Below are 15,919 nucleotides of genomic sequence, written 5' to 3'. Positions count from 1 at the left end.
TTGTGGCCCGTAATCTGGAACAGTCGATTTTTGTGGCCGGCCATCGTGGAATGGTTGGCTCAGCCATCGTTCGCAGGCTCAAGACGCTTGGCTACTCGAACATCCTCACCGCAACGCGGGATGAGTTGGATTTGCTCGACCAGGCGGCGGTTCGGCAATTTTTTCAAACTCATGCCATTGACCAGGTTTATCTTGCCGCAGCCAAAGTGGGTGGTATTCACGCGAATAACACCTATCCGGCCGATTTTATTTTTGACAACCTGATGATTGAGGCCAACATCATTCAGGCTGCTCACATGAGTGGTGTTCAAAAGCTGCTATTTCTCGGTTCTTCCTGCATCTATCCAAAGCTGGCAGTGCAGCCTATGACGGAGGCTGCGTTGCTGACAGGTGTGCTTGAACCAACGAACGAGCCTTATGCATTGGCCAAAATTGCTGGCATCAAGCTCTGTGAAAGCTACAACCGTCAGCATGGCCGCGATTATCGTAGTGTGATGCCAACCAACCTCTATGGCCCGCACGATAATTATCACCCTGAAAACAGCCATGTTATTCCAGCGTTATTGCGTCGCTTCCACGAGGCTACTCAGCGAGGTGATACCGAGGTTGTGATCTGGGGCAGTGGCAAGCCAATGCGCGAATTTCTGCATGTCGACGATATGGCTGCTGCCTGCGTGCATGTCATGGAGCTCGAGCCCCAGCTATATCAGGCACACACACAGCCAATGCTTTCTCACATCAACGTTGGTACGGGCGTCGATTGCACGATTGCTGAGTTGGCGCACACGGTTGCCAAGGTGACCGGATTTCAGGGCAAGCTGACGTTTGATGCGACGAAGCCTGACGGTGCTCCGCGCAAGTTGATGGACGTTTCGCGTTTGGCCGCGTTGGGCTGGACAGCCAGTATTGGCCTTGAGCAAGGCTTGCAGAGTGCCTATCAGTGGTACGTCGACAATGTGCAAAACGCTCGGACTCACTGATGAAAATTCTGCTTTATGGCATCAATTACAGCCCAGAGCTGACTGGAATCGGTAAATACAGCGGCGAAATGGCCCGCTGGCTTGCTGAGCAGGGCCATGAGGTGCGGGTTGTTACCGCACCACCGTACTATCCGGATTGGAAAGTGTGGCCTGCGTTTTCGTCCTGGCGTTTTAACTGTACTCAAGAGGAGGGCGTCAGTGTTTACCGGTGCCCGCTCTATGTGCCGGCTAAACCGACGGCACTAACGCGCTTGTTGCACCTGGCAAGTTTTTCTATCTCATCTTCGTTGGCAGTGCTGGCACAGTTGAGGTGGAAGCCAGACCTGGTCATTCTGGTGGTCCCGACGCTATTTTGTGCACCTCAGACGCTCCTGCTGGCTAAGCTGACGGGCGCTAAGTCCGTTCTGCACATTCAGGATTTTGAAGTCGATGCATTGTTTGGTCTGGGGATTGCCAACAGCGGCGTGCTAAAACGTATTGCTTATGGTGCAGAACGGCTCATTTTGCGTGCATTTGACCGTGTTTCAAGCATTTCTGCGGCCATGCTGCGGCGCGCCCAGAGCAAAGGTGTCAGCGTTGAGCAGTTGCGTTTTTTTCCTAACTGGTCTGAAACCGCACGGTTTGCCAATGTTGCGCGTAATGACGCATTGCTTGCGCGGCTGGGCATTGATCCAGCCAAGAAGGTGCTGCTTTACTCCGGGAACATAGGCGAAAAGCAGGGGCTGGAAAGTGTAATCGAAGCAGCGGATCGCCTTAAGGGCCGGGCAGAGCTTGTGTTCCTGATCGTTGGCGAAGGCGCAGGTAAGGCCCGATTGCAAGCGTTGGCAGCATCGAAGCAACTGTCTAATGTGGTCTTTGCACCTTTGCAACCCTATGAGGACTTGCCCGCGCTGCTCGCCAGTGCCGATTGCCATTTGGTCATTCAGAAACGCGGGGCTGCAGATGCGGTACTGCCATCAAAACTGACCAACATCCTTGCAGTAGGCGGCAATGCAGTGATAACCGCAGACCCTGAGACCAGTCTGGGCTTGTTGTGCCTGGACCATCCAGGCATTGCAGAACGGGTAGAGCCCGAGTCTGTCGAGGCATTGCTTAGGGGGATTGAGGGTTGCCTGACTATGCCCTTGCCTAACCTGATTGCTACAGCATATGCCCATGATTTTCTCGACAAGGATCGGATTCTGGCTCGGTTTATCGATGAGGTTTAATTTTCTTTCTTGTTGTAATGTGTTGGGCGTGCTGCACGGCATGCAGAATTCATTTTTTGGTAGTACGACTTCAAAGGACAAAAACACATGTTGCTTCCGGTAATCATGGCTGGCGGTTCCGGCTCGCGTCTCTGGCCGCTTTCGCGTCAACTTAACCCTAAGCAATTTTTGCCGATGGTCGACCAGAATCAGTCCATGCTGCAGGCAACGATTGAGCGCCTGCAGGGGCTGGACGCCCAAGCGCCGCGCTTGATTTGCAACGAGCAGCATCGGTTTCTTGCAGCAGAGCAGCTACGTCAGATTGGCCTGGAGCAGGCCAACATTCTGTTGGAGCCAATGGGGCGTAACACGGCACCTGCGATCGCTTTGGCGGCATTACAGGCCATAGAAGAAGGTCAGGATCCGTTGCTGCTGGTTTTGGCTGCCGATCACTTGATTCAGGACGTGCCTGCGTTCCATGCCAGTATTGAGGCTGCCATGGTGTTAGCCAAAGCAGGCAAGCTTGTTACCTTTGGCATCGTACCGGCCTACCCTGAAACCGGTTATGGCTACATCCAGAAGGGCGAAGTGCTTGGTAGTGAAGGGTTCAAGGTTAACCGTTTCGTTGAGAAGCCCGACCTGCCCACAGCCCAGCATTACGTTGCCTCTGGGGACTATTTTTGGAACAGTGGCATGTTCATGTTTCGTGCCAGCCGCTACTTGGCGGAGCTGGAGGCGTTCCAGCCCGACATTCTCAAGGTGTGCCGTCAGGCATTGGCGGGGGCAGAGCAGGACCTGTACTTCACCCGTATTGATGCAGATGCCTTTCGCCAGTGCCCGGACGACTCGATCGATTATGCGGTGATGGAAAAAACGGCCGATGCCGCCATGGTGCCGCTGGATGCTGGATGGAGTGACATTGGGTCATGGTCTGCACTGTGGGATGTCAGCGAAAAGGACAGCAACGGGAATGTCTTGAAGGGGGATGTCCTTCAACACGGTACTCGTCATAGCTATGTGCATGCCGAGCATCGCTTGGTGACGACGGTAGGGGTCGAGGACCTGGTTATTGTTGAGACCAAGGATGCTGTCCTGGTTGCTCACAAGAGTCATGTGCAAGACGTCAAAAAGATTGTTGAGCAGCTCAAGCAGGACCAGCGCCATGAGCATGCCAATCACCGTGAAGTGTATCGTCCTTGGGGGGTATACGATTCGATCGACAGTGGGCATCGTTACCAGGTTAAGCGTATCACCGTAAAACCGGGAGCCAAGCTATCCGTTCAGATGCACCATCACCGTGCCGAGCACTGGATTGTGGTGAGTGGTACAGCGAGTGTCACCAATGGCGACAAAACCTATCTGGTCACCGAGAACCAATCCACTTACATACCTATAGGCCAGGTTCATGCTTTGGAAAATCCAGGCGTTATCCCATTGGAGCTCATCGAGGTTCAATCAGGTACGTACCTGGGGGAAGACGATATCGTTCGCTTTGAAGACAAGTACGGGCGTGTCAAACCAAAAAATAAAGCATGACTGATAGTGACTCAGGCGGGGCTGGCCGGTGCCGGCGCCTCTGAGTTGCTGTGTAGGGTTGGGGGTTTTGGCTGCGGGGGCGGTGCCTGGCTGCAGTGCACGCTAACCAGTGTTTTATAGAGATTGGGGCCTGTTCAAAGACATGCAAGTCACTCATCGGTATCAACCAACATTTGCAGAACGGTATCCCGTTCCTTTTTTTGTCGCGTTAACGGACATGGTCATCGTCTTGGTGGCGGGCTTGTTTGCCTTCCATTACCGTTTTCAGCACTTTGAAATGACGGGGCGTTACAACACCGCAACGATGATTACGGCCATTGTGGTCGTGATCTGCCTGGCGTTGGGCGGTGTTTATGGCTCGCAACGAGGTCAGTCCTTCTGGCGCCAACTCAGTGTCCTGGTGGTTTGCTGGCTGTCTGCTGCAGGCATTCTTTTATCGTTGACGTTTTTCCTGAAGATTTCAGATAACTATTCCCGCATCTGGTTCAGCGTAATGTTATTTACGGGGGGCGCATTGTGTTTGTTGCTGCGCCTTTCCGTATTTTTGTTTTTACGCCGCATACGCGGCTCTGGGCTTAACCTGAAGAGTGTACTGCTGGTTGATTCTGGAGGGCAGTCCGCCAGCCAGCTAAACAGTGGCCGCACCTTGGAAGAAGACGGTTTTCGTATTTCCGCAAGCCTTGCGTTTAGTCAAAGCGACGGCTGGATGGACAACCTGGTCGCCAAAGTTGATGAGTTAGGCGTGCATGAAGTATGGCTGTGCCTGCCGCTCAGTGAAGGGGGCGTCATTCGCTCCATCATGTATGCCCTTCGCCACCACACCGTTGCAGTTCGCTTCATTCCGGAATGGGGTGATATCCGCTTGCTGAACCACAAGGTGAGCCATATTGCCGGCTTGTATTCATTGGACCTTAGCTGCAGCCCGATGGATGGCTCGGCGTTGGTGGTCAAGCGGCTTGAAGACCTGATCATCGGAGGCTTGATCAGCCTTATGATACTCCCGGTTTGCCTGGTGATTGCTGTTGCAATCAAGGTGTCGTCCCCAGGGCCGATTTTGTTTAAACAGTATCGAACGGGCATCAACGGCAAACATTTCAAAGTGTACAAATTTCGCTCAATGGTAGTGCATAGCGAAGGTGGCGTTACCCAAGCCACGCGCAACGATGTGCGTGTGACCAAAGTCGGGGCGTTTTTACGACGTACCAGCCTTGATGAATTGCCGCAGTTTTTCAATGTGCTCCAAGGGCGTATGTCGATTGTTGGGCCTCGCCCTCATGCGTTGGCGCATAACGAGTACTACAAGGACTTGGTCGAGTCTTACATGCAGCGGCATAAGGTCAAGCCAGGTATTACCGGCTGGGCTCAGGTCAGCGGCTACCGCGGGGAGACTGATACGCTTGAAAAAATGCAAAAGCGTGTCGAGTACGATCTTTGGTACATCGATAACTGGTCACTTTGGGTTGACCTGAAAATTATATTTCTTACTGTTTTTAAAGGCTTCATTAATAAAAACGCATTTTGATTTTGTTTGGGGAAGTAGTAGTAGTTATGAATGGAATAGAAGTATTGCGAGGTGATTGCTCTAGAGGTCGAAGCTGGCAGCTTGTTTTGATCTGGATGCTGGCTATCGGGTTGTTCATTCAGTTGAGTGGTAAGGTTTGGATTCAGTCCGGTAGTGCGAGGAACGCTCAAATATATATATGGCTTCTTTTGCCGGCGTTAATTTTTGTTTTCTACAAATTGATCGTTCGGAGTAAATGTGTACCGTCGGTTCACTATATTCCGTGGGTTTTTTTTCTGCTTTGGGTCGGCTTGAGTGCACTATGGGCAACAGGGTCTGAAAAGGATGCGTTCTCGCTTGCGAAGCGAGGGTTGTTGATTGCCCTGTATCTTCAAGCGATCTACTTATTAATGTCCTACAATGAGGCCTTTCTGAAAAAAGCGTTGTTGGCAGGGGTGGTCATGGTGGCTGTAGGTGCCCTTGTCAGTATTGTTTATCAGTTTGGCATTCTGGATAAACCATTAGCCTATCGTGCTTACCGTATAGATCGCTCGGGTATCGGCAATTTTGCCAATTACGGCTGGCCTGTAGTGGCCGGTATTTTTCACGGTGCAATCGCTGTTTGGGCGCTCGGTGTGGCACTGGATAAGCGCACGGTGTTCAAGTCAGTGCTGTTTTGGCTCGCTATCTTCATGCTGTTGAGCCTCTATGTATTGTTGACCTATACCAGGGGGGCATGGTTCGCCTTGCTGGGTGGTATTGTGGCTGTCGTCATTTTACAAAACTCCAGGCTCGGTTGGTGGTTGCTGGGGATTGGTACAGTGCTTGTTCTTGCACTGGTCATCAAGTTTTGGCCACAGTTGGTCATCGAGTTTCAGGAAAAACAGTTGTCTGGGCGCGGGCCTATTTGGGTCTACTATTTTAAAGTCATGACAGGTCACTGGGCCGTTGGGCACGGGCTGGGCACACCATTCGAGTATCGCTGGCCTGATGGTGTTCATGTTTCCCCTCATGCCCATAGCTTGTACCTCCAACAGGTCTACGATAGCGGTATCGTTTCGCTTGCCTTGCTAGGCGCGGGTCTACTGGGGTTGGCCCATAAAGCGTGGAAACTGCGCAGCAACTATTGGGTACGCCTTGCATTTCCGGCATTGGTCTTTGCGCTGATCGCCATGCTGACGGATGTTGAGCGGATCTTTACTCGACCTGGTGACTACTGGACGTTGTTCTGGTTGCCAGTGGCGATTTTGTTGGCGGTGCCGATGCGGTCTAAAAACGCTGATAGAGTCACTGTATTGAATTAGTAGCTTTTAGGCAGGCGCATTGGCGTCTGCCTTTTTCAATTTTTGAGCAGCCTAAGCACCCCATCTCTACATAAGTAAACCTAAAAAGCGACTCATTCCCAGTCCTGTATGCTCTGATTTCCGGCGTAGGCAAGGAGTTAGATGTTTACGCTAGGTATTTGGTCATGGAATGAGATGGTGCGGATTAATTGTGAAGTGGTCTGGATTTTGAGTCTAGGCCTTACAGACTACCTTAAAGTTTGTACGCCATCACAAAGCGTTTAGATGCCTAGCGAAGTTGTAAGCCATTACGGAAGCCAATATGTGGGTCTTCAGAGCATAAAAATCTGGCTAATGGAGCGCCTTTACCGTCGACTCTTTTATCGTTCGATTCATTCGTTCGACTTGGCCGTTAGTCCAAGGATGGAAAGGCTTGGTTAGGCGGTGTTTGATGCTGTATTCGTGGCTAACGCGATCAAAGATATGCCCCCAAAACGGTTGGTGGCGCTGCTTCGATACCTTGGGTTGCTCGGTAAACGCTGCGCCGTTACGTTTCGTTGCCGCATCGAAATATTCGACGTACGTGAATTTTTCCCCCGATCAATGGCGACGAACATATGCTGCTTACTCTCTCCAACCGCAGTTCAGAGCTGTCGATGTGGATATAACCCATTTCAGTCAGCGCGAATTTTCCGCGCGTGGCCGCGCTAGCGTTCTTGGTAGTTTGGCTGATCCCGTGACGCATCAGACAGCGATGCAAGGCGCCACGGCTCAACTGGGGAAGACGCTTATGAAGATTCCCCAGCACGTTGTCCAGAGGCAGCATTGTTCGCCGGCGGAGCACAATAATGGTTGATTATGTCAGCGTATGCCGAAAAAAAGCCCGCGGTTGGGGGCGTTGGGTATGTGAACAAGGTGTGCTAAATAGCACTCATGGGGAAAACGTAAATCTTTGATATTTTAGAAAGTAGATGTGCTGGGTAAGACTGAAGTAGGCTCGTTTATCGTCATGAATCAGAATCAATCTTGGTATTTGGACTGAAAATGCAGAGAAATGAAACGGTTGACTTAATAAAAGGGTGCTTGATAATCCTGGTAATGCTTGGGCATATAATACAAGGGGCCATGCAGGAATCCTTGGTAAGGAGCTTTATTTATACCTTTCATATGCCATTATTTTTCTTCGTGTCAGGCTACCTTGTCGACTATAAAAAGCTAAGTGAAACAGCAGTAGGGGATTTCCTGGGTAAGTACATGCTTAATGTATTTATTCCATGGGCTATAGCAGTTACGGCTTATTATGTTGTGGTAATCAAAGTCCACACGATGGAAGGCTACGTAAGGGCGTTTTTGCATCCGTTCTATCATCTATGGTTCATAGTGGCATTCTTGGTTTATGTGCTGTATGCATATATTTTTTCAAGAATTTTTAACGGAAAACATGTATTCGCATTGCTTTTGGTGTCAATAGCTATTTCGCTTGCGGCGCTAACAATTGGTGGCTCATTAAATCAGAATGTTATTGCTGAACACGTTTATTATGATCTGCGACTCACAAATTTAATGTATTTTGCAATTGGTATATCGCTTAGGTACTACGCGCCAAAAATACCCTCATCAATTCTGAATTTGACACTTCCATCAATAGCGCTAATACCCTACATATTTTATGGTGGAACTCTTTTTTCGGATAGGGCGCTTGGTGTGCTTATCAATATTGCACTATGTTTTTCGATATATTCAATAGTGACGAATTTTATAGGTAGGAAAATTTCGCTTCTAAATTATATGGGTAGGCATAGCATGTATTTTTACCTGTATCATGTGTTCGCAATATATGTAAGTGCAAAGCTTACGGTTCAGGAAAATAGTTTTGATTTCTTTTTTCTCTGTATAATATTCACGGCTCCAATATATGCATTGATTTTTGCCAAGGATGCACTAAAGGCACTTGCAAAAAAGACTGTATCAATTATTTTTCCGAAAAATGTAATTGATTGAGTAGAGCAAGGCGTGGAAAGTGCTGGATGTCAAAATTAACACTTTCCAGTTAGGTGGATGCAAAGAAATCACAGCAAACGCAAAGCATATGCAAGCCAGCGCGCAAGGTTGATTGAACCCATAGCGTACCCGTGCCGCCAGTATCGTAAGCGATCCACAAATTTATGGTCACCCCCAATACCCTGCAAGGGCTACGCTTTCGCAGGGTATTTTATTTTCGGAGGCCGTCTTCATGAGCGAGTCAGCGCTGGTTGGTATCGATATCGGCAAACACAGTTTTCACCTGCACGGCTAGGACAAATCGGGTCGAGCAGTGTTTCGCAAAAAGTGCTCTCGTTAACAGATGATGACGTTCTTCGGCAATCTACCGGCCTGTACCGTGGTTATGGAAGCCTGTGCTCGTGCACATTTCATCGCTCGCGAACTTATGATCATGGTGCATCAAGCCAAGTTGATTTCCCCGCAGTTCGTTGGGCCCTTCGTCATAGGCAACAAAAACGATTTCGTCTATGCCGAAGCGACTTGTGAAGCCGCGTCGTGCCCGTCGATGTGCTTTGTCTCGCCCGAAACCGAGGCCCAGCAGACGCTCTCCGTATTGCATCGTTTGCGTGAGTCGCTGGTGCGCGACCGCACCAAAATTGCCAACCAGATGCATGGCTTCTTGCTAGAGTTTGGCATCAGGCTGTCAAGAGGCTGGCTATCATGAAACGCCTATCCAGTGTCCTGGCCGAACATGTACTCCTTGTTCGATTGACGGTGCTGTTGCAACGGCTGCATGACCACTTCGTCTATTTGGATGGACAGATCAAAGAGCTGGATAAAGAACTGGCAGGCCAACTGGCCAACGATGATCTGGGCAGTCGTTTGCTGAGTCTGCCGTGTGTTGGGCTGATCACCGCCAGCTTGCTGGCTGTGGAAATGGGTGATGGCCAACAGTATGGATGCAGTCGCGACTTCGCCGCGTGTGTTGGCCTGGTGCCCAGACAGTACCGCAAGGGCTGCAGGGCGAATTTGCTGGGGATCAGTAAGCGCGGTGACGAGAATCTCAGACGACTACTGGTTGAGTGCGCGAGGGTTTACATGCAAAGGGGCGCTGGCCGATTGGGTGCGCTCGCTACTGATGCGACCGCATTCCAATGAGGTTGCTTGTGCCCTAGCGAAAAAACTGGCGCGGATCGCTTAGGCGATAGCGGCCTGCCATAGCGAGTTCGAAGCAGGGCCAGACACCTTGAGTGCCTAACCCTGCGGTTGTTGCAGTACCACGATTTACCTTTCAGGTTTTGCGGTAGTTGAATAACGAATGATGTGAACGGCCCTCCGGCCTGGCGAAGACCCCGATCCAGAAACCGGCTATATGAAGTCGCTGGAGTTTTTAGGATCGTTAGACGCGACTCTCATCGTGGCGCGGGGCATGCCCCAAATAGGCGCTGGATTGATTTAAGCAAGCCAACCACTTCACCCCGCTAATCAGTATTGCAAAAACGGGGGGGACCATAGATTTATGGAGCGCTTACAAACCACCTCTCCGCAAAACACCCCCCGCCGTTCCTTGCGCCCAATATGCTGGTGCTTGCTCTCCTCGTACACCTTGGCAAACCGTAACTTATCCACAGCCGGGTACGCTTTCAGCGCGTCGTACACCAGCGCGTCGTACCGTGCTTCTGTGATGAAGCGATAAATTTCCCGGTGGTAGAAAAAGCCAAACTGAAAGCCCAGGGTTTCGCTCAGGTCTTCGGGCGCTTTCAGGAAGCAGTTCTCAAGGTCGATGGCATGTGCAGGGGCGTCGCCGGTATTGGCGAGCATCACATTCGCGGCCCACAGGTCCATGTGGATGATGCCTTTGCTGTTCAGGGCTTGCAGCAATTCGAACGTTTTTGCGATGAGGTGTTCTACCCCATGAGGGTTGGCATTCACCCATTCCAGGCCATCGGTGTGGTCGGGCAGTAGCTCGGTGATGATGATCACGTCGTTTGCCAGCCCCACAGGCGAGCGGGTGTAGCCAAAGGCGATCAACGACGGCACGCGTACACCGCGCCGTTGGGCTTCAGCCGTGTTCATCAACTCTTCTATGGGCCAGTCATACATGCCGCAGCGTTTGGCGCTGCCCCTGGCGATACGCATTTTTTTCTTGAAGGTGTCGATGGGCTGGCGTTTTGCGAACAGGCGGCAACCGCTGCTGAGTACCGGCGCACTCACGCGTTTGTCTTGGCGTGCCTGGTTTAGCAAATGTTTCATCGCATCGGCGACACGGGGCGTAATCGGCGTGCTGAAGTGCAGGGTCGAGCGCTGATGGGTGTAGGTAAAAGGGAAGTCCTTGACCAGTTGTTTCGCATCCCTGCCCACGTTTGAAGCCCTATATCAAAATGCCATGTGACTGATGAACATAGCATTTTTAGGTTTTTTTACATTTTTTTTACATTTCCTTTACGAATTTTGCATTCGTTTGGGTGGGTGTCTGTTGAGGTGTGCAGGCAAGGCTGGGGGTGAACGCGTTGTCGAATTTAGTAAAAAATCCTCGGCTTATCGCGTTTGACGCACGGCACTCAGGGGCTAGGTTTCAGGGGCAGCCAAGGAAAAGCTGCCTCAGCAAGCAAACGACCTAAGGAGTGTCACCTTATGCGCCATATGTACTTGTCCTCTCTGCTGTTAGCCCTGTTCGCGACCTTTTCATTGCCCGCTTCGGCGGCGCCAACGGCCCCGGCCCAGCCTGTCGCTCAGGTTGTTGTTGAGCAAAGCGTGGGTAAGGTTGATTTGAATAAAGCCAGTGCCGCTGCCCTGCAAAGTGAATTGACCGGTATCGGTAAAGCCAAGGCCGAGGCTATCGTCGCCTACCGTGAGGCTCACGGGGACTTTGCGTCGGTTGATGAGCTGCTGGAGGTCAAGGGTATTGGCAAAGCGCTGCTGGAGCGTAATCGCGATAAGTTGACGGTTAACTGATCAGGAGTGGGGCGGATGTGTCGGCGCGGCGTTGTGAGCGTTTGGCGCTGGGGAGGTGTTGCCTTCCATCGCGGGCAAGCCCGCTCCCACTTTTTGGACTGCCTCCGAGAAATTGGACACAAATCCATCCCTTGGTGGGCAGTCCATTTTTTCGGGCGGGCTCGGTCCCGCATGTTTAGCGGTCCTTGGCGTCTTTGGCGTCCATTTCGGCGTTGCGTTCGTGAATGCGCTTGAGCTGTTCTTCGGTCAGCGGCAGTTTTTGTGCGGTGTCGCGCAGCAGCATCAGGCCGCCAATGATGGAGCCAAGGGCAACCACCAGGATCAACCAGGCATACCAGGGCATGGGGTGCTCCTTGTTTAGTGTTGGGTCTATTACCTGAAGTATAAGAGGGCTAGCGGGTTGACGGCGAATTCGTGATCAGTGGGCCCCCTTGCGCCGCTGCATCGGCTACAATGCGCGCCGATTTCGACTTGCCAAGAGACTTGCCCATGTCCGTCTGCCAGACGCCTATTATCGTCGCCCTGGATTTCCCCTCCCGTGACGCCGCCCTGAAGCTGGCCGATCAGCTGGACCCTAGCCTGTGCCGGGTCAAAGTCGGTAAGGAGCTGTTCACCAGCAGCGCTTCGGGCATCGTCGAGAGCCTGTGTGAAAAAGGCTTCGAGGTGTTTCTCGACCTGAAATTCCACGACATTCCGAACACCACCGCCATGGCTGTCAAAGCGGCTGCCGAGATGGGCGTGTGGATGGTGAACGTGCATTGCTCCGGCGGCCTGCGCATGATGGCGGCCTGCCGTGACGTGCTGGCCCAGCGCAGCGGCCCTCAGCCGCTGCTGATTGGTGTTACCGTGCTCACCAGCATGGAGCGCGAAGACCTGGCCGGCATCGGTCTGGACATCGAGCCGCAAGAGCAGGTGCTGCGCCTGGCTGCGCTGGCCGAGAAGGCCGGTATGGACGGCCTGGTCTGCTCGGCTCTGGAAGCCCCGGCGCTGAAGGCAGCTCACCCGTCGCTGCAACTGGTCACCCCCGGGTATCCGCCCTGCGGGCAGCGCTCAGGATGACCAGCGCCGTATCCTGACACCTCGTCAGGCGCTGGATGCCGGCTCCGACTACCTGGTGATCGGTCGTCCGATCAGCCAGGCCGCCGATCCAGCCAAGGCGCTGGCCGACGTGGTTGCCGAGATCAGGGCTTAAGCACCAGCTTGCCGAAATTTTCCCCGTTAAACAGCTTCAACAGGGTTTCGGGGAAGGTTTCCAGCCCTTCGACCACGTCCTCCCGGCTTTTCAGCATGTCGGTGGCCAGCCAGCCGGCGATTTCCTGCGCGGCGGCGGCAAACTGCGGGGCGTGGTCCATCACCACAAAGCCTTCCATCCGTGCCCGATTCACCAGTAGCGACAGGTAGTTGGCCGGTCCTTTCACCGCCTGCTTGTTGTTGTACTGGCTGATGGCGCCGCAAATCACCACCCGCGCCTTGAAGTTCAGGCGGGTGAGCACGGCATCCAGGATGTCGCCTCCAACGTTGTCGAAATAGATATCCACACCCTTGGGGCACTCGCGCTTGAGGCCTTCGAGGACGTCTTCGGCTTTGTAGTCAATGACGCCGTCGAAGCCCAGCTCATCGATCAGGTAGCGGCACTTCTCCTGCCCACCGGCAATACCGACCACGCGGCACCCTTTGAGCTTGGCGATCTGCCCGGCGATGCTGCCGACCGCACCGGCCGCGCCGGATATCACCACGGTTTCACCGGCCTTGGGTGCGCCAACGTCCAGCAGGGCGAAGTAGGCGGTCATGCCGGTCATGCCCAGTGCCGACAGGTAGCGCGGCAGCGGTGCCAGCCGTGGATCGATGGTGTAGAAGCCTTTGGGCGCCCCGAGGTAGTAGTCTTGTACGCCGAGTGCGCCGTTGACGTAGTCGCCCACGGCGAAGTCGGGGTGTTTCGAGGCGATCACTTCGCCAACGCCCAAGGCGCGCATCACTTCACCGAGAGCCACTGGTGGAATGTAGGACTTGCCCTCATTCATCCAGCCGCGCATGGCCGGGTCCAGCGACAGGTAGAGGTTTTTGACCAGCACCTGGCCGTCTGCCGGTTCGTCGACGGGCACCTGCTCAAAGGTGAAGTCATCCCGCGTCACGGCGCCCACTGGGCGTTTGGCGAGCAGGAAACGGCGGTTGTTCAAGGCGGGCATGGCGTCGTTCTCTAATGAAAAGGTCAAGCCTGTTCATAGCCCCTGCGGGCGGTATCGGCAAGGGTTAGCGTTTGGCGAAATACTCGATGATTGATCTGGGTGATTGAGCCTGAGGGGCTGTTTGCCGAATGTGGCCTGTCCCGTACAGCGGGTATTTTCAGGCGGTAACCCAGGCATCGTAAGCGCGACCTTCAGCTTACTGAAAACGACGCGCACCTAGCTTTTTGCCATTATTCCGACGCCAAAGGCTTGTGCGGCGGCTTGCGTGATTGCCACTCTGCGTCCTGGGGATTTTCCGGGGTTTCCGGGATGGCAGCAGGGGAGCGGGGCGCAATGAATTCGGCCAGCAAGGGTGGTTTTGCCAATTGGGGAATGGCTCGCAAGATGGGCCTTGGGTTTAGCCTGGTGTTGTTGTTGACGACGCTGGTAGCGGGGCTGGGTGTTGCCGCGTTGTTTGGCGTAGGCAAACGGTTCGATGGCCTCAAGCAAATGACTGCGGTCAACGATGCGTTGTTGCAGGTACGCCTGCGTGAGCAGACCTACGCGCTGACGTCCGATCCCAAGGCGGTTGAAGCCTTGCACCAAGGGGTGGAGGTTTTGCAGGCGCAGGCCCGCGAACTGCCGCAGCTGGCCAGCGCGAGTGTTGAGCCGTCACTGCTTGCCTATCGCCAGGCATTCGACCAGGTCGTCGAGTTGACTCAGGCCAAGGAGCTGGCGCTGGACATGGCCAATTGGTCGGTCTCCAGCGTGGCCAACAACCTTGACGTCTTGCAAGCCGGGCTCGCGGATGACGGCACCTGGACCCTGAAAGACTCGCAGGGCACGCGAGGGGCAGAGTTCGTTGAGCAGGCCGGTCAGGTCGCCCAGGTGGCGCGGCTGATGCTGCTGGCCATGGACGAGGCCCGGGTACGGCTGGAGCAGAGCCGCAAGGGCGCGGAGGACGTTCGTCAGGGGCGTATCGAGCAGGCGGAGCAAGCGGCAGCGCTGGTCGCGCAATTGAAGGGCAGTGTGCAGGATGCCGGTTACCAGGCCGTGCTCACGGAGGTGGCCACCCATATTGCCAGCTTTGGCGAGAAACTCGGCGAATACACCGACCTGCTGGCCCGCGAACAACAACTTAAACAGCAGCTGCAGCAGCGCGCCGAGCAGGTCATGGCACAGGTCGATCAGGCGTCGACCGCCGAAGAAGCGGCCATGCAGGCTGAGCTTGTGCGCAACACCTGGCTGATTATTGCCGCTTCACTGTTGGCGCTGGTGGTCGGTGTTGTTGCCGCATGGTTGATTACGCGGGCAATCGTTGGGCCGCTGCGCCGGGTGATTGGCCGTGCTCAGCAGATCGCTGCTGGCGATTTGAGCGGCGACATTGCCGTTGATCGGCATGATGAGGTGGGCCAGTTGCTTCTGGCCATGCAGCAGATGGGCAGTGGCCTGGCGGGTATCGTCAGTGGGTTGCAGGTAGGTATCGAGCAGTTGGCCGGCAATGCTCAGTCGTTGTCGGCCGTCACCGAGCAGACTAACCGTGAGGTCAGCAGCCAGAAGGAGGAAACGGAACAGGTTGCCACGGCCATGCACCAGATGACCGCGACCGTTCACGATGTGGCCCGCAATGCCGAAGAAGCCGCTCAAGCGGCCCAGGCGGCGGATGACAAGGTTGAGAGCGGCCATCAGGTGGTGCGCCAGAGCATGCAGCGTATCGAGGCGTTGGCCAGTGCTTCTACGTCGGCCAGTGAAGGCATCGAGCGCTTGAGTGCCGAGGTGCAGAACATCGGCAAGGTGCTCGAGGTGATCAAGAGTGTGGCCGAGCAGACCAACCTGCTGGCGCTCAACGCGGCCATCGAAGCCGCACGGGCAGGCGAGCAGGGGCGTGGTTTTGCGGTGGTCGCGGATGAGGTGCGGGCACTGGCCAAGCGTACCCAGCAGTCCACCGAAGAAATCGAGCGGTTGGTCAGCAGCCTGCGCAGTAACGCCCAGGCTTCGGTTGAACAGATTCAGGGCAGTGGTGAGCTGGTCAAACTGGCCGTTGCCGATGCACTGCAGACGGAGAGTGCCTTGGGCAGTATTGCGGCTGCAGTGTCGTTGATTCAGCAGATGAACCAGCAGATTGCCGCCGCTGCCGAGCAGCAGAGTTCGGTGGCGGAGGAGATCAACCGTAGCGTCAGCAACATTCGCTGCAGTGCCGATCAGTCCGCGCTGGCCATGCAGGGCAATGCCAGTTCAAGTATTGAACTGGCACAGCTGGGCACCGAGTTGAAAGGGATGGTCGGGCACTTCCGCTTGTGAGGGCTGGCGCTGCCCACCTAAGGCCGCT

The 15,919-nt window shown here is 54.2% G+C and carries 11 protein-coding genes and 3 pseudogenes; 11 read left to right on the top strand and 3 right to left on the bottom strand.

Annotation, left to right across the window (positions count from 1 at the left end):
* The first annotated feature begins 2 nt into the window (after positions 1-2).
* The 7 genes and pseudogenes from fcl to ACZ9H3_RS09245 all read left to right on the top strand — a co-directional run bounded on the left by fcl (position 3) and on the right by ACZ9H3_RS09245 (position 9,671).
* Complete coding sequence (gene fcl, locus ACZ9H3_RS09275) at positions 3-980, top strand: GDP-L-fucose synthase (RefSeq protein WP_476220473.1); 978 nt, start codon at positions 3-5, stop codon at positions 978-980.
* Positions 980-2,188 carry a WcaI family glycosyltransferase gene (locus ACZ9H3_RS09270; RefSeq protein WP_476220471.1) on the top strand — a complete coding sequence of 403 codons (1,209 nt, stop codon included), beginning with the start codon at positions 980-982 and terminating at the stop codon, positions 2,186-2,188. The genes fcl and ACZ9H3_RS09270 overlap by 1 nt, the downstream gene beginning before the upstream one ends.
* Positions 2,189-2,275: 87 nt before the next feature.
* Positions 2,276-3,703, top strand: a complete 1,428-nt coding sequence (locus ACZ9H3_RS09265) for a mannose-1-phosphate guanylyltransferase/mannose-6-phosphate isomerase (RefSeq protein WP_476220469.1) — start codon at positions 2,276-2,278, stop codon at positions 3,701-3,703.
* Between the two features lie 142 nt (positions 3,704-3,845).
* Positions 3,846-5,225, top strand: coding sequence for an undecaprenyl-phosphate glucose phosphotransferase (locus ACZ9H3_RS09260; protein WP_476220467.1), 1,380 nt, complete (start codon positions 3,846-3,848; stop codon positions 5,223-5,225).
* Between the two features lie 26 nt (positions 5,226-5,251).
* A complete protein-coding gene (locus ACZ9H3_RS09255; protein ID WP_476220465.1) occupies positions 5,252-6,508 on the top strand; it encodes an O-antigen ligase family protein in 1,257 nt (418 codons plus the stop codon).
* Between the two features lie 1,023 nt (positions 6,509-7,531).
* Complete coding sequence (locus tag ACZ9H3_RS09250) at positions 7,532-8,488, top strand: acyltransferase family protein (protein WP_476220463.1); 957 nt, start codon at positions 7,532-7,534, stop codon at positions 8,486-8,488.
* A 232-nt stretch (positions 8,489-8,720) separates the two neighbouring features.
* Positions 8,721-9,671 (top strand): annotated as a pseudogene (locus ACZ9H3_RS09245) (IS110 family RNA-guided transposase).
* Between the two features lie 284 nt (positions 9,672-9,955).
* On the opposite strand, the gene ACZ9H3_RS09240 reads toward ACZ9H3_RS09245, so the two are convergent.
* Positions 9,956-10,684 (bottom strand): lipopolysaccharide kinase InaA family protein, encoded by a 729-nt coding sequence (locus tag ACZ9H3_RS09240; protein WP_476220461.1) that lies wholly within the window; start codon positions 10,682-10,684, stop codon positions 9,956-9,958.
* Positions 10,685-11,104: 420 nt separating this feature from the next.
* Here ACZ9H3_RS09240 and ACZ9H3_RS09235 point away from each other — a divergent pair, with 420 nt between their 5' ends.
* On the top strand, positions 11,105-11,425 hold the full coding sequence (locus ACZ9H3_RS09235; RefSeq protein WP_102053178.1) for a ComEA family DNA-binding protein: 321 nt from the start codon (positions 11,105-11,107) through the stop codon (positions 11,423-11,425).
* A gap of 175 nt (positions 11,426-11,600) precedes the next feature.
* Here the strand turns inward: ACZ9H3_RS09235 and ACZ9H3_RS09230 are convergent, their stop codons facing one another.
* A complete protein-coding gene (locus ACZ9H3_RS09230) occupies positions 11,601-11,768 on the bottom strand; it encodes a DUF2897 family protein (RefSeq protein WP_065759863.1) in 168 nt (55 codons plus the stop codon).
* Positions 11,769-11,914: 146 nt separating this feature from the next.
* Here ACZ9H3_RS09230 and pyrF point away from each other — a divergent pair.
* A pseudogene (gene pyrF, locus ACZ9H3_RS09225) lies at positions 11,915-12,617 on the top strand (orotidine-5'-phosphate decarboxylase).
* Here the strand turns inward: pyrF and ACZ9H3_RS09220 are convergent.
* Entirely contained in the window at positions 12,607-13,611 is a 1,005-nt protein-coding gene (locus ACZ9H3_RS09220; RefSeq protein ID WP_476222737.1) for an NADP-dependent oxidoreductase, read from the bottom strand. The pseudogene pyrF and the gene ACZ9H3_RS09220 overlap by 11 nt on opposite strands.
* Positions 13,612-13,920: 309 nt before the next feature.
* Here ACZ9H3_RS09220 and ACZ9H3_RS09215 point away from each other — a divergent pair.
* Positions 13,921-15,024: pseudogene (locus ACZ9H3_RS09215) on the top strand (HAMP domain-containing protein); the annotation flags it as partial.
* On the top strand, positions 15,019-15,891 hold the full coding sequence (locus ACZ9H3_RS09210; protein WP_371918270.1) for a methyl-accepting chemotaxis protein: 873 nt from the start codon (positions 15,019-15,021) through the stop codon (positions 15,889-15,891). The pseudogene ACZ9H3_RS09215 and the gene ACZ9H3_RS09210, both read left to right, overlap by 6 nt.
* Positions 15,892-15,919 lie beyond the last annotated feature (28 nt).

The organism is Pseudomonas sp. TE3910 (assembly GCF_056279025.1).
Note: the sequence above shows the minus strand (reverse complement) of the source record. Positions and strands in the feature narration are given on the sequence as shown.